General features: G+C 70.9%; 12 protein-coding genes. 10 read left to right on the forward strand and 2 right to left on the reverse strand.

The features are described from left to right. Nucleotides 1-74 precede the first annotated feature (74 nt). The 3 genes from ACX27O_RS31550 to ACX27O_RS31560 all read left to right on the forward strand — a co-directional run bounded on the left by ACX27O_RS31550 (nt 75) and on the right by ACX27O_RS31560 (nt 3,949). Entirely contained in the window at nt 75-2,414 is a 2,340-nt protein-coding gene (locus tag ACX27O_RS31550) for a ComEC/Rec2 family competence protein (protein ID WP_458940543.1), read from the forward strand. A gap of 135 nt (nt 2,415-2,549) precedes the next feature. Beyond that, nucleotides 2,550-3,530 carry a DNA polymerase III subunit delta gene (holA, locus tag ACX27O_RS31555; RefSeq protein WP_357640633.1) on the forward strand — a complete coding sequence of 327 codons (981 nt, stop codon included), beginning with the start codon at nt 2,550-2,552 and terminating at the stop codon, nt 3,528-3,530. A 29-nt stretch (nt 3,531-3,559) separates the two neighbouring features. Beyond that, entirely contained in the window at nt 3,560-3,949 is a 390-nt protein-coding gene (locus ACX27O_RS31560; protein ID WP_357640636.1) for a hypothetical protein, read from the forward strand. Nucleotides 3,950-4,118: 169 nt separating this feature from the next. Here the strand turns inward: ACX27O_RS31560 and rpsT are convergent, their stop codons facing one another. Next, the gene (rpsT, locus tag ACX27O_RS31565) at nt 4,119-4,385 is read right to left on the reverse strand and encodes a 30S ribosomal protein S20 (protein WP_030336508.1); all 267 of its coding nucleotides are present in this window, start codon (nt 4,383-4,385) and stop codon (nt 4,119-4,121) included. 302 nt (nt 4,386-4,687) lie between these two features. Beyond that, complete coding sequence (locus tag ACX27O_RS31570) at nt 4,688-5,674, reverse strand: phosphotransferase family protein (RefSeq protein WP_358129750.1); 987 nt, start codon at nt 5,672-5,674, stop codon at nt 4,688-4,690. A gap of 61 nt (nt 5,675-5,735) precedes the next feature. Here ACX27O_RS31570 and ACX27O_RS31575 point away from each other — a divergent pair, with 61 nt between their 5' ends. From ACX27O_RS31575 to ACX27O_RS31605, 7 genes are all read left to right on the forward strand, one after another. Next, nucleotides 5,736-6,272, forward strand: a complete 537-nt coding sequence (locus ACX27O_RS31575) for a DUF4240 domain-containing protein (protein ID WP_030336505.1) — start codon at nt 5,736-5,738, stop codon at nt 6,270-6,272. A gap of 116 nt (nt 6,273-6,388) precedes the next feature. Beyond that, complete coding sequence (gene lepA, locus ACX27O_RS31580; RefSeq protein WP_030336504.1) at nt 6,389-8,266, forward strand: translation elongation factor 4; 1,878 nt, start codon at nt 6,389-6,391, stop codon at nt 8,264-8,266. A 453-nt stretch (nt 8,267-8,719) separates the two neighbouring features. Then, a complete protein-coding gene (locus ACX27O_RS31585; RefSeq protein ID WP_030336503.1) occupies nt 8,720-9,004 on the forward strand; it encodes a GlsB/YeaQ/YmgE family stress response membrane protein in 285 nt (94 codons plus the stop codon). A 592-nt stretch (nt 9,005-9,596) separates the two neighbouring features. Continuing rightward, complete coding sequence (locus ACX27O_RS31590; protein WP_210857841.1) at nt 9,597-9,881, forward strand: GlsB/YeaQ/YmgE family stress response membrane protein; 285 nt, start codon at nt 9,597-9,599, stop codon at nt 9,879-9,881. Nucleotides 9,882-10,130: 249 nt separating this feature from the next. Beyond that, nucleotides 10,131-11,417 carry a sugar ABC transporter substrate-binding protein gene (locus ACX27O_RS31595; RefSeq protein ID WP_030336500.1) on the forward strand — a complete coding sequence of 429 codons (1,287 nt, stop codon included), beginning with the start codon at nt 10,131-10,133 and terminating at the stop codon, nt 11,415-11,417. Next, the gene (locus ACX27O_RS31600) at nt 11,414-12,400 is read left to right on the forward strand and encodes a carbohydrate ABC transporter permease (protein ID WP_030336498.1); all 987 of its coding nucleotides are present in this window, start codon (nt 11,414-11,416) and stop codon (nt 12,398-12,400) included. The genes ACX27O_RS31595 and ACX27O_RS31600 overlap by 4 nt, the downstream gene beginning before the upstream one ends. After that, complete coding sequence (locus tag ACX27O_RS31605; RefSeq protein ID WP_030336496.1) at nt 12,397-13,227, forward strand: carbohydrate ABC transporter permease; 831 nt, start codon at nt 12,397-12,399, stop codon at nt 13,225-13,227. Before ACX27O_RS31600 ends, ACX27O_RS31605 begins: the two co-directional genes overlap by 4 nt. Nucleotides 13,228-13,264 lie beyond the last annotated feature (37 nt).

Genomic DNA, 13,264 nt, shown 5'->3' on the forward strand with positions numbered 1-13,264 from the left:
CCCAGCCCGGCCCTCCGGTCGAGCAGTCGCAGACCGCGCCCCCGGCTGGTCGGGCCGGATCCGAGCCGCCGGACCTGCGACTGGCGGGGCTCGCCGTGGCGGCCTGGCTCACCGCGCTCGCCGGCCTGCACCTCGGCAGCCGCACCGTGCTGCTGGTGGCCGGCACGGCGGCCGGGCTGACGACGGTTGGGGCCGGGCACCTGCTGGGCCGCCTCGGCGGTCCCCGAGCCGTGGTGCGGCGTTACGGGTGGGTGGCGGTGGCGGTGGGCCTCGGTGTGGTCTGCGGTGGTGCGGCCACCGCCGCCCGGCTCGCCGTCCGCGACGCGCCGCCGATCCGGGCCCTCGCCGAGCAACGGGCTCCGGTCACCGCCGACCTTGTCGTCCGGGACGACCCCCGCCCGATCCGGAGCGCCGGTCGGCCGGGCATGTTGCTGGTGTCGACGCAGCTGGTCCGGCTCACCGGCCCGGACGGCCGGCGGATCCACGCGTCGGTGCGGCTGCTCGTGCTGACGACCGACCCGGCCTGGCGGGGCCTGCTGCCCGGGCAGCGCCTCACCGCCGACGGCCGGCTCGGCGTTCCGCGCGGAGGCGACCTCACCGCGGCGGTGCTCAGCACCAACAGTCCACCGCAGCGGCACGGCGCGCCGTCCTGGGCGCAGCGGGCCGCCGGGGTGCTGCGTACCGGCCTGCAACGCGCCTGCGCGCCGCTGCCCGACGACCCCGGTGGGCTGCTGCCCGGTCTGGTGGTGGGCGACACCAGCCGACTACCGCCCGCCGTCGAGGAGGACTTCCGAGCCACCGGGATGACCCACCTCAACGCGGTCTCCGGCTCCAACGTCGCGATTGTGGTGGGTGCGGTGTTGTTGCTGGCCCGGTGGGCACGGGCCGGTCCCTGGCTCGCCGCCGCGCTCTGTGCGGTGGCGCTGGTGGGGTTCGTCATCCTGGTCCGCCCGTCGCCGAGCGTCGTACGGGCCGCCACGATGGGGGCGATCGGGCTCGCCGCGCTCGCCGCCGGTCGTCCTCGGGCGGCGCTGCCCGCGTTGGCCGCTGCCGTGACCGTGCTGGTGCTCGTCGACCCGGAGTTGGCCGGGGACCCGGGGTTCGCGCTCTCCGTGCTGGCCACCGGTGGCCTGCTGCTGCTCGCGCCGCGCTGGCGGGACGGGTTGCGGCGGCGAGGCGTACCGACAGGGCTGGCCGAGGCGCTGGCCGTGCCGGCGGCCGCCCAACTTGCCTGCGGCCCGGTCGTCGCCGGCATCTCCGGCACGGTCAGCCTCGTGGCGGTGCCGGCGAACCTGCTGGCGGTGCCGGCCATCGCGCCAGCGACAGTGCTGGGCGTGCTGGCGGCACTGGTGTCGCCGATCTGGCCGGCCGGTGCCGGGTTCGTCGCGTGGCTGGCGAGTTGGCCGGCCTGGTGGTTGGTGCTCATCGCCCGGCAGGGGGCTCGGCTGCCGGGCGGCACCCTGCCGTGGCCGGGTGGTGTGCCCGGGGCCCTGCTGCTGACCGGGCTGACAGTCGCGCTGCTGATCGCGGTGCGCCGACCACTCGTCCGCCGGCTGGTCGCGGTGGTCGGTGTCGCCGCGGTGCTGGGTGCCCTGCCGGTGCGGCTGGTGGCCGCCGGCTGGCCGCCCGCCGGTTGGGTGGTGGTGGCCTGTGCGGTCGGGCAGGGCGACGCCGTGGTGCTTCCGGTCGGCAGCGGCCGGGCCGTGGTGGTGGACGCCGGGCCGGAACCAGGTGCGGTGGACGGTTGCCTGCGCCGGCTCGGAGTACGGGAGGTGCCGCTGCTGGTGATCAGCCACTTTCACGTGGACCACGTGGGCGGGGTGGCCGGGGTGTTCCGAGGGCGGCGGGTGGGTGCCGTGCTGACGCCGTCATCGACGGACCCGGAGAGCGGCCGGGACCTGGTCCGGGCGGCGGCCACCGGCGGGCGGGCCGCGCTGCTGACCACCGTGGCCGGCGCTCGCCATCCCGTGGGCGGGGTCGACCTGTTGGTGCTCGGCCCGCCGTACCCGCTGGCGGGGACCAGATCCGACCCGAACAACAACTCACTGGTGCTGCGCGCCACGGTGGCCGGGGTGCGGATCCTGCTGGCCGGCGACGCGGAGACCGAGGAGCAGCACGCGATGGTGACCCGGGCGGCGCCCGGCCAGTTGAGGGCGGACGTGTTGAAGGTCGCGCACCACGGTTCGGCGTATCAGGACCCGGGCTTCCTCGACGCGGTGCGGCCGGCGGTGGCGCTCGTGCCGGTGGGCACCGGCAACACCTACGGGCACCCGAGCCCGGGGCTGCTCGCCCGCCTCAACAGCGGCGGCGTCCGGGTGCTGCGCACCGACACGGACGGCGATGTGGCGGCGGTCCGAACGGGCAACGGTCTCGCGGTGGCCCGGCGAGGTCTGCCCGCAGGCCGGCAGCCCTGAGCCGCACTCCGATTCGATGAACGATTTGCGCATTAAGGGGGGAATCGAGTTAGATGTCTTGATTTGCACTGTGTGCGGGCTGCGCCGACCAAGCAGCGAATGAGCAGGCACGATCCCGCCGCAGGCCGTGCGAATATGGGCGACGTGACCCCCGCCAGCCTCGCCCCCATTCTGCTCGTCCTCGGTGACGAGGAACTGCTCGCCACGCGCGCGGTCACCGAAGCTGTCGCGAAGGTTCGCGGCGTCGACCCCGAGGTGGACGTCCGCGAGTACCAGGCCAGTGCGCTCACCGTCGGTGAGATCGCCGAGATGCTCAGCCCCTCACTGTTCGGCGGACGGCGGCTGCTGATCCTGCGCTCCGGCCAGGATGCCCGCAAGGACCTGGTCGCCGCGCTGTTGGCGTACGCGAAGAATCCCGACCCGGACGTCCAACTGCTGGTGCTGCACCTGGGCGGCGCGAAGGGCAAGGCGTTCGCCGACGGCCTGCGGGCTGCCGGCGCAACGGTGGTCCCGGCCGGCAAGCTCAAGGGGCACCGCGAGCGGGTGGCCTTCGTCCGTGACGAGATCCGCCGGGCCGGGGGGAAGTGCACCGACGACGCCGCCGAGGCGCTCATCGCCGCCGTCGGCAACGACCTGCGCGAGCTGGCCGCCGCCTGCTCCCAACTGATCGCCGACACCGATGGGCGGATCAGCGCCGAGACGGTGTCCCGTTACTACCGGGGTCGGGTCGAGGTGACCGGCTTCACCGTGGCGGACGCCACAATGGTCGGCGACGTGCCGGCCGCGCTCGAGGCACTGCGGTGGGCCCTGCACGTCGGGGTCGACCCGGTGCCCATCGCCGACGCGCTGGCCGACGGGGTGCGGACGGTGGCCCGGGTGGCGTCGGCCGGGCGGGGCAGCCCGTACCAGCTCGCCAGCAGCCTCGGCATGCCCGCCTGGAAGATCGAGCGGGCGCAGCGACAGGGGCGGGGCTGGACGCCGGAGGGACTGGTCCGGGCCATGCAGGTCGCCGCCGAGTGCAACGCGGCCGTCAAGGGCGGGTCCGACGACCGGGCGTACGCCCTGGAACGTGCGGTCTTCTCGGTTGCGGCGGCCCGGCAGGGCAGCGCCAGGTGACGGGGGCGAACCGCCCAGTGTGGGCCACCATGTCCGTGGACGAGGAGCGGTACCGGCCGCTCTACGCCCGGCTCCTCGGCCTGCGGTTCGTCAACCCCGGTGGCGTGCTGTGCTTCCTCTTCTTCGAGGGTGCCATCGCCCTGGCGGTCCTGCTCGCCCTCGCCGAGTTGGTCAGCTGGTGGGCGGTGCTGGTGCTGCCGGTCGTGGTGGCGGCCATGGTCAAGCTCAACGACATGGTGGCCGCGGTCGTGGTCCGCTCCGCCGCGCTCGTACCCGAGCAGGAACGGGACCGGTTTCGCCGGCAGATGGAACCGGTGGTCGGCCGAGCCCGGGTGGAGTGGATCTCGCACAGCGTTCCCGGCGTGGTGATCAGCGCCGACCCGCCGCCACCGCAGCGGCGGGCCAACCCGTCAGACTGAGCACCGACCCCGCAGGGGCCGGCACCGAGCGGCCGGCCCGGAGAAGCCCGGCCGGCCGGTGGCCCGGCGCTGTTCGAGGAGGCACGTCGGCCGACCGACGACTACCAGGACACACGGAAGCCCCGGGCCTGGGCCCGGGGCTTTCCGAATCAGTCTGACGGTGAAGTCGTCAGGCGGAGAGCGCCACCACGCGCTTTGCGATCGCGGACTTGCGGTTCGCGGCCTGGTTGGAGTGGATCACGCCCTTGCTGACGGCCTTGTCCAGCTTGCGAGAGGCGTCCAGCATGAGCGCGGTCGCCTTCTCGACGTCACCGGCCTCGGCAGCCTCGTGGAACTTCCGGACGGCGGTCTTCAGCGACGACTTGACCGACTTGTTGCGCAGCCGGGCCTTCTCGTTCTGCCGGTTGCGCTTGATCTGGGACTTGATGTTCGCCACGCGACAGCCTCGTCTTGATAGCTCGGGTTGGTCAGCTTATTGCGCATGATGACGAACATGCGTCACCGCTGCGCGAAGAGCCAGGTTACCAGGTCGCCCGGGACGAGCCAAAACGGCTCGGCCGAAACCGCCTCCGCCCGGTTCGCGGGCTCATCCGGACGCTCGACGCTTGATCCACTCGCCTTCCTGCAAACCGGGCCATCCGACCACGGCTGACAGCCCGACTTCAAGAAACCCGAGTCGATCACGATCCGCCGGCCCGCCGGCGGGCCGGCGGGCCGGCGGGGCCGCCGGGGCCGCCGTCACTGCCAGCCCTGGCGGTCGGCCAGCCAGCTGAGCGACTGCTCGCCGCTCCATCGCTGGTGTGCGCGCCGGTGCGGCGAGGCCGTGGGCGGTGCGGCCGCCGCGCCGGTGAGGTAGTAGCCGGCGAGCGCGGCGAGCGCGGCGTCCAACGCGTCGGCGGGCGCGCCCGCGCACGCCGGGTGCGTGGCGAAGAGCCGGTCCGCGTCCAGCCCACTGGCGTACGCGGTGAGCAGCAGGCCGGCCAGGTCGAACCAGGCGGGCCCGGAGCAGACCCAGGTCCAGTCGCAGAACCAGGCTCGGCCGTCCGACCCGATCAACACGTTGTCGAGCCGTAGGTCGCCGTGGATCAGACCGGTCGCCCCGGCGGCGTACCGGGGGAGGAGCGACTCCAACTCCACCAGCTCGGGCAGCCGGGCCAGCAGCGGCGCGGGCAGGGGTGGGGTCGGCTCGCGACCGGCGGCGACCTCCTCCCACCAGAGGATGTCCGACCGGGCCAGGTCGGCCAGGCGCGGCAGGCCGAGCGCGGTCAGCTCGGCCGGCGGGTCGGCCAGGGCGGCGGCGATCTGCGCGTACCCGGCGAGGGTGGCGTCCAGCTCGGCGGGCGCCCAGGGCAGGCTCGGGGTGTGTCCGTCGACGGCGTCGGTGCACAGCACGAACCAGCCGGCCGCGGAGAGGGTCCACCGGGGGCGGGGCGCCGGCAGGTCCACCGGCAGCCGGTCGAGGATCGCGGCCTCTCGGGCGTACCAGTCGACCAGATGCGGTTGCTCGGCGGCGGGTGCGGCCTTGACGAAGGCCCGAGCACCGTCGGCGGTGTCGAGCACGGCGGCGAAACCCCTGGTGAAGCCCGCGCCCGCGACCCGGGCGGTGACCACCGGCGCGCCGAGCCGGTCCGCGACCGCGGCCCGCAGCGCCGCCGGCAACGCCGGCCACGACGGGCGCTGGGCGCTCGCGTGGTACGGCACCGGCGGCAGTTGGGGCGAGGACACCCCACCATGCTGCCCTGGGGTACGTGCACGACGCGCGGCGGCACTGCCAGACTGCCAAGCCATGAGGACCGAGGACTTCTGGCAGCTGATCGACGAGGCGCGGGCGGGCGGCGGTGGTGAGCCCGGCCCGGTCGCCGCGCGGGCCGTCGCGCTGCTCGCCGAGCGCGACCCGGAGGACATCATCGGGTACGCGCGGCATCAGACGCGGGTGCTCGCCGCCTCGCACAAGGCGGATCTGTGGGGCGCGGCGTACCTGATCAACGGTGGTGCCTCGGCCGACGGCTTCGAACACTTCCGGGGCTGGCTGATGACGCAGGGGCGTGCCGTCTTCGCCCGCGCTGTCGCCGAACCGGACTCGCTGGCCGAACTGCCCCAGGTGCGGGCGGCCTCGCTCACCGGCGAGGAGTTCTCCGCCGAGCAGATGCTCTCGGTGCCCTGGGACGCGTACCGCAAGGCCACCGCTACCGACCTGCCGGCGGACCGTGACCCGGTGCGGACGCCCGACCTCAACGACTTCTGGGACTTCGACGACGAGGACGAGGCGCGCCGGCGGCTGCCCCGGCTGGCCGCGCTCTTCGTCGAGCCGCCGATGGAGTGAGGGGTTCTCGGGCCGATCCATCGCCCGCGCAGTGGGGGCACCCCGGCGGCGTGGGAACATAGAGGGGGTCGGCGGCGCGCCGGCCTGTTCACGTCAGCCGACCAGAACGGACCGCTGTGCCACCGAAGCTCGATCCCGGCGCGAACGCCCCTGGTGCCACCGACCCCGGTCGCATCCGGAACTTCGGCATCATCGCCCACATCGACCACGGGAAGTCGACCCTGGCCGACCGGATGTTGCAGCTCACCGGCGTGGTCGACCCCCGGCAGATGCGCGCGCAGTACCTGGACCGGATGGACATCGAGCGCGAGCGCGGCATCACCATCAAGAGTCAGGCCGTCCGCATGCCGTGGACGATCCGCGAGGGTGAGCGGGCCGGCGAGCACGCCGTGCTCAACATGATCGACACCCCGGGGCACGTGGACTTCACCTACGAGGTGTCCCGGTCGCTGGCCGCCTGCGAGGGCGCTGTGCTGCTGGTCGACGCCGCCCAGGGCATCGAGGCGCAGACCCTGGCCAACCTCTACCTGGCCCTTGAGAACGACCTGCGCATCATCCCGGTGCTCAACAAGATCGACCTGCCGGCCGCGCAGCCGGAGAAGTACGCCGAGGAGCTGGCCCACCTCATCGGCGGCGACCCCGCCGACTGCATCCGGGTCTCCGGCAAGACCGGCGAGGGCGTCCCGCACCTGCTCGACGAGATCGTCCGGCAGTTCATCCCACCGGTCGGCGACGCCGAGGCGCCCGCCCGGGCGATGATCTTCGATTCGGTGTACGACGTCTACCGCGGCGTCGTCACCTACGTCCGCGTCATCGACGGTCGGATCAGCGCCCGCGAGCGGATCAAGATGATGTCCACCGGTGCGGTGCACGAGCTGCTGGAGATCGGCGTCATCTCACCCGAGATGGTCAAGGCCGAGGCGCTCGGCGTCGGCGAGGTCGGCTACCTGATCACCGGCGTGAAGGACGTCCGGCAGTCCCGGGTCGGTGACACTGTCACCATCAACAGCCGGCCGGCGGCCGAGGCGTTGGGTGGCTACAAGGACCCGAAGCCGATGGTCTACTCCGGCCTCTACCCGATCGACGGGTCCGACTACCCGAACCTGCGCGAGGCGTTGGACAAGCTCAAGCTCAACGACGCCGCGCTGGACTACGAGCCGGAGACCTCCGGGGCGCTCGGCTTCGGCTTCCGCTGCGGCTTCCTCGGCCTGCTCCACCTGGAGATCATCCGGGAGCGGCTGGAGCGCGAATACAACCTCGACCTGATCTCCACCGCCCCGAACGTCGTCTACCGGGCGATCACGGACGACGGCGAGGAGATCGTGGTGACCAACCCGAGCGAGTACCCCACCGGCAAGATCGCCGAGGTGTACGAGCCGGTGGTCCGGGCCACCGTGCTGACCCCGAACGACTACGTGGGCGCGGTGATGGAGCTGTGCCAGGGCCGGCGCGGCACCCTGCTCGGCATGGACTACCTCTCCGCGGACCGGGTGGAGCTGCGCTACACGCTGCCCCTCGCGGAGATCATCTACGACTTCTTCGACCAGCTGAAGAGCCGCACCAAGGGCTACGCGTCGCTGGACTACGAGCCCTCCGGCGAGCAGGCGTCCGACCTGGTGAAGGTGGACATCCTGCTGCACGGCGAGCCGGTGGACGCGTTCAGCGCCATCGTGCACAAGGACAAGGCGTACAACTACGGGGTCACCATCGCCGCGAAGCTGCGCACGTTGATCCCGCGCCAGCAGTTCGAGGTGCCGATCCAGGCGGCCATCGGCAGCCGGGTCATCGCCCGCGAGACCATCCGGGCGATCCGCAAGGATGTGCTCGCCAAGTGCTACGGCGGTGACATCAGCCGCAAGCGCAAGCTGCTGGAGAAGCAGAAGGAAGGCAAGAAGCGAATGAAGATGGTCGGCCGGGTCGAGGTGCCGCAGGAGGCCTTCATCGCCGCCCTCTCCTCCGACTCCGGCGACGGCAAGGCCGCCGGCAAGAAGTAGTTCACGACGCTGTACGCGCCCGGGTGTCACACGCCCGGGCGCGTCGCGTTTCAGGGCGTCCCGGTCGCCCCGCGTGGTGTGGGCGTCGGCGTCGGCACCGTCTCCACTGGCGCGGGCCGCGGGGCGGGGCGCGGAGTGCGGGGTGCTTCGTGCTGGGAGCGTCGGCGCTGTGGCGCGGGATGTTGGGGTGCTGGGGCTCGACGCTGTGGTGCGGCGGTGCGACCGTCGGTGCGGCAATTTTTTCCGTCGCTGTCGTCGGGTCGGTGGGTCGACGAAACCGCCTCCTACCTGTGTGGACGCAACCACGGGCCAATCGACGCGCCGCTGGAGCATCGACGGACGACGCTCTTCTTCGGGGTGAGTCGGTTTGGGTTTTCGGGGGGCCGGGCACTTAGCCGTCACGACAGGAAGCACACAGCTCGTGTGTCAGACATTCTTAGAAGGAGGGCGACCGTGGAGTTCACCGTGTGGGGCATCATCACTGCGATCGTTGTTGGTCTCATCGTCGGCGCGCTCGGCCGTCTGGTCGTCCCGGGCCGGCAGAACATGCCGATCTGGCTGCACATGCTGATCGGTATCGGTGCGGCACTGCTGGGCACCGTTCTGGCGCGGGCCATCGGCATCGCGACCGAGACGAGCGGTGTCGACTGGGGCGAGCTGCTGGTGCAGGTCGTGGTCGCGGCGATCGCTGTCGCGCTGGTGGCCGGTGTGGGTGGCCGCCGCCGCGTGACCCGGTAACACCACGGCACCAACCCTTACCAGCGACACCATCGATGGGCGCCCGGCCGACAGGTCGGGCGCCCATCGACGTTCCGCCCGCCACGGGTGGGCGTCGCCGTCTTCGTACCGTCGCGACGGCCTCCGCCCGACGTTTCGGCAGGCGGCCCGATGTCTGTTTGTGCGGCCGAAGGTCCGCGGCGTGCAGCTCGCGGTCTACGCGGCGCAGCCTCCCGAGTCTGCTGGCGACTTGCCAGGCGTGCGGCGAGCCGGACCGCGGTCATCGTTTCGGTTCCCGGGGGAGCCGGGGGTTCCGGGTCGCCGCACTGGCACGCCGCAGCCCCGTATCGAGAGATCTTGGACAGTTTCCGTTCAGACTGAACGGAAACTGTCCAAGATCTCTGCCAGCTCCGTCGAACGACGACACCGCCGAATGCGGCGACCCCTTGTTGAACGCGGCCAGTGGTCGCGGGCGGTGGAACGTGCTCCTGTCGGCCAGATCGTGATCGTTTGGTGAGTGAAGTCGGTTTGGAATTTGGGTGGGTCGGGCAATTAACGGTCACGACAGGAAGCACACGCACCGTGTGTCAGACATTCTTGAAGGAGGGTGGCCGTGGAGCTCACCGTGTGGGGCATCATCACTGCGATCGTTGTTGGTCTCATCGTCGGCGCGCTCGGCCGCCTGGTCGTTCCGGGCCGGCAGAACATGCCGATCTGGCTGCACCTGCTGATCGGTGTCGGTGCGGCGCTGCTGGGCACTGTCCTGGCGCGGGCCATCGGCATCGCGACCGAGACCAGCGGTGTCGACTGGGGCGAGCTGCTGGTGCAGGTCGTGGTGGCCGCGATCGCTGTCGCGCTGGTGGCCGGCGTGGGTCGCCGCCGCAGCATCACCCGATAACGACCCGGCATCATCTGGTAACACCCCACCACCGGTGGGACAGCACCACTCGAAAGAGCGCCCGGCCACGCCGGGCGCTCTTTCGTGTTGAAGCGCCCAACTTTGGCCCGACGTCGGAGTGCCCGCCGGTGGGGCGCTGCGGTACGTTCGCCACGCTTCGGCCAGCGCCACCCACTGTCGTAAAGGAATTCTCCGTACTAGGGTGCGGCGGAGAAGGTTAGTTCCAGGCGGCGCGAGGGGAGAAGTGGCGTGAACAGGTGGAAGCGGTTGGCCCCGGTCACCGCCATGGTGGCCTCGGCCGCGATGGTGCTGACCGGCTGTGGGGGCTCCGGCGACGACGCGGCCGACGACAGCAAGCTCACGGTCTGGATGATGGGCGAGGGCGGGGACGCGCAGAATTCCTTCCTCGACGGGGTCGAGGCCGAGTTCCGTCAGAAGCATCCCGACACCGATGTGGTCGTGCAGTACATCCCCTGGCTGGAGGCGCCCAAGAAGTTCCAGGCCGCGCTCGCCGGCGGTGAGGGACCGGACATCACCGAGCTGGGCAACACCGAGACCCAGGGGTGGGCCGCCCAGGAGGCGCTCGCCGACGTGAGCAGCCGGATGGGTGGCTGGGCGGACGGCAAGGACCTGCTGCCCGACCTGGTGCGTAACGCGCAGCTCGACGGCAAGCAGTACGGCGTGCCCTGGTACGCGGGTGTGCGGGCCATCTACTACCGCACCGACTGGTTCGCCGAGGCTGGCGTGCAGCCCCCGAAGACCTGGGACGACCTGGTCAGCGTGGCCAAGGCCGTGCAGGCGAAGAAGAAGGGCACGTACGGCATCGCCCTGCCGGGCAACTCCGAGCTGCCCTTCTACTCCTTCCTCTGGGGAGCCGGCGGTGAGATCGCCAGCAACCAGGGCGGCACCTGGAAGTCCGGCTACACCACGCCGGAGGCGCAGCGGGCGGTCAAGTTCTGGACCGACCTGGTGACCGTCCACAAGGTGGCCCCGCCGGCCGCCGCGGGCTGGAACGAGATCGACGCGCGTACCCAGTTCGCCACCGGCAAGGCCGCGATGGCCTTCGCCGGCAGCTGGCAGCAGGGTGCCATCAAGAAGGACAACCCCGAGATCGAGAAGGTCTGGGGTACGTTCCCGATCCCCGGCCCGGACGGCAAGGCGGCGCCCGGTTTCGCGGGCGGCTCGGACGTGGCGATCTGGAAGGACAGCGAGCGGCAGGACCTGGCCTGGGACTACCTGACCGTGCTGCTGAACAAGAAGAACGCGCAGAGCTTCGCGAGCAGCCTCGGCTTCTTCCCGGTCTACCAGGATCTGGTGTCCGGTGACGCGTACGCGAACGACAAGGTGATGGCGGCGTTCGCCACCACGATGCAGAACACCAAGCTCACGCCGCTCACCCCGAAGTGGGTGGAGGTCAGCCGGACGAAGACGGTGACCCAGGCGATGAACAGCTCGGTGATGAAGGGTCAGAAGACGGTCGAGAAGGCCACCGCCGACGCGGCCACCGAGATGGAAAGCATCCTCAACGCCAAGTGAGCACGCTGACCGAGGTGCCGGAGGCGGCCGCCGCGCGGGACACCCCCGCGCGGCGCCGTCGCCGGGTGGACCGCCTGCCCTACCTGCTGCTCCTGCCCGCCCTGCTGATCATCGGGGTGCTGCTGCTCTGGCCGCTCGGCCAGGTGGTGGTGATGTCCTTCTACCGGCTGAACAGCGTCCGGCAACTACGCGGCGATCGGGAGTGGCCGTGGGTGGGGCTCGGTAACTACACCGACATTCTCTCCGATCCGTTCTTCCTGACCGTGCTGCGCAACACGGTGCTGTTCGCCGCGGCCAATGTGCTGCTCACGATGGTGCTCGGCACCCTGGTGGGGTTGCTGCTCAACCGGCTCGGTCGCAAGATGGCGACGTTCGTGGCGAGCTGCGTGATGCTCGCCTGGGCCACGCCTGCGCTGACCGGCACCATCGTCTGGAAGTGGATCTTCGACGATACGAGCGGCCTGGTCACCTGGTTGTTCAACGCGCTGCCGGACGGGCTCTCGAACGGCCTGTTCGGGCGCAGCGACTGGACCGGCTACGGCTGGTTCAACTCGCCACTGCTCTTCTTCGCCATCCTCACGCTGGTGGTGGTCTGGCACTCGTTCCCGTTCATCGCGGTGAGCGTGCTCGCCGGGCTGAAGAGCGTGCCGAGTGAGCTGCACGAGGCGGCCCGGGTGGACGGCGCCAGCCCGTGGCGGGTCTTCTGGAAGATCACCTTTCCGTTGCTGCGCCCGGTCTTCGGAATCCTGATCGTGCTCTCCACGATCTGGGACTTCAAGGTCTTCACCCAGCAGTTCGTGCTGGCCGGCGGCACCCAGGACCGGCCGACGTTCATGCTCGCCATCTACTCGTACGCCGAAGCGTTCTCTCCGCCGCCGAAGTACGGGCTCGGCGCGGCCATCGCGGTCATCCTCACGCTGATCCTGTTGGTGGTCACCGGCTTCTACGTACGCATGGTGCTCAGGCAGGAGGACGAGTCGTGAAGAAGGTCGCCCTCAACGGCGCCGGGCTGCTGGTCGCGCTCTTCGCGGCGTTCCCGGTCTACTGGATGATCTCCACCTCGCTGAAGCCGAGCAGAGAGATCTTCTCGGCCACCCCGCAGCCGGTGCCGACCCACCCGACGCTTGAGCACTACCGGGAGATCCTGACCGGCAACCTGATCCCCGGTGTCAGCTTCCTCGACTTCTTCCTCAACAGCGCACTCGTCGCCGTCTCGACGGTGGTGCTCAGCGGTCTGGTGGCGTTGCTCGCCGCGACAGCTGTGGCCCGGTTCCGCTTCAAGCTGCGGACCAGCTTTCTGATCATGCTGCTGGTGGTGCAGATGATCCCGCTGGAGGCGTTGGTCATCCCGCTGTTCCTGATGATCCAGCGGCTGGGGCTCTACAACACCCTGCCCAGCCTGATCCTCACGTACCTGGGTTTCTCGCTGCCGTTCGCGGTCTGGATGCTGCGCGGCTTCGTCGCGGCGGTGCCGAAGGAGCTGGAGGAGGCGGCGGCGATCGACGGGGCCAGCCGGGCCCAGACCTTCCGCCGGGTGCTCTTCCCGCTGGTCGCGCCCGGCCTGGTGGCCACCAGCATCTTCTCCTTCATCACCGCGTGGAACGAGCTGATCTTCGCGTTGACGTTCATCAACGACCAGGGCAGCTACACGCTGCCGGTGGCGATGACCTTCTTCTTCGGTCGCGACGACACCAACTGGGGTCCGGTGATGGCCGCGTCCACCCTGTTCACCCTGCCGGTCATCATCTTCTTCCTGCTGGTGCAGCGTCGGATGGTCTCCGGTCTGGTGGCCGGCGCCGTCAAGGGCTGAGGGTCGCCCCGGTACCGGTAGACGATCTTGAAGGCGG

It is taken from the genome of Micromonospora sp. SD19, assembly GCF_054462275.1.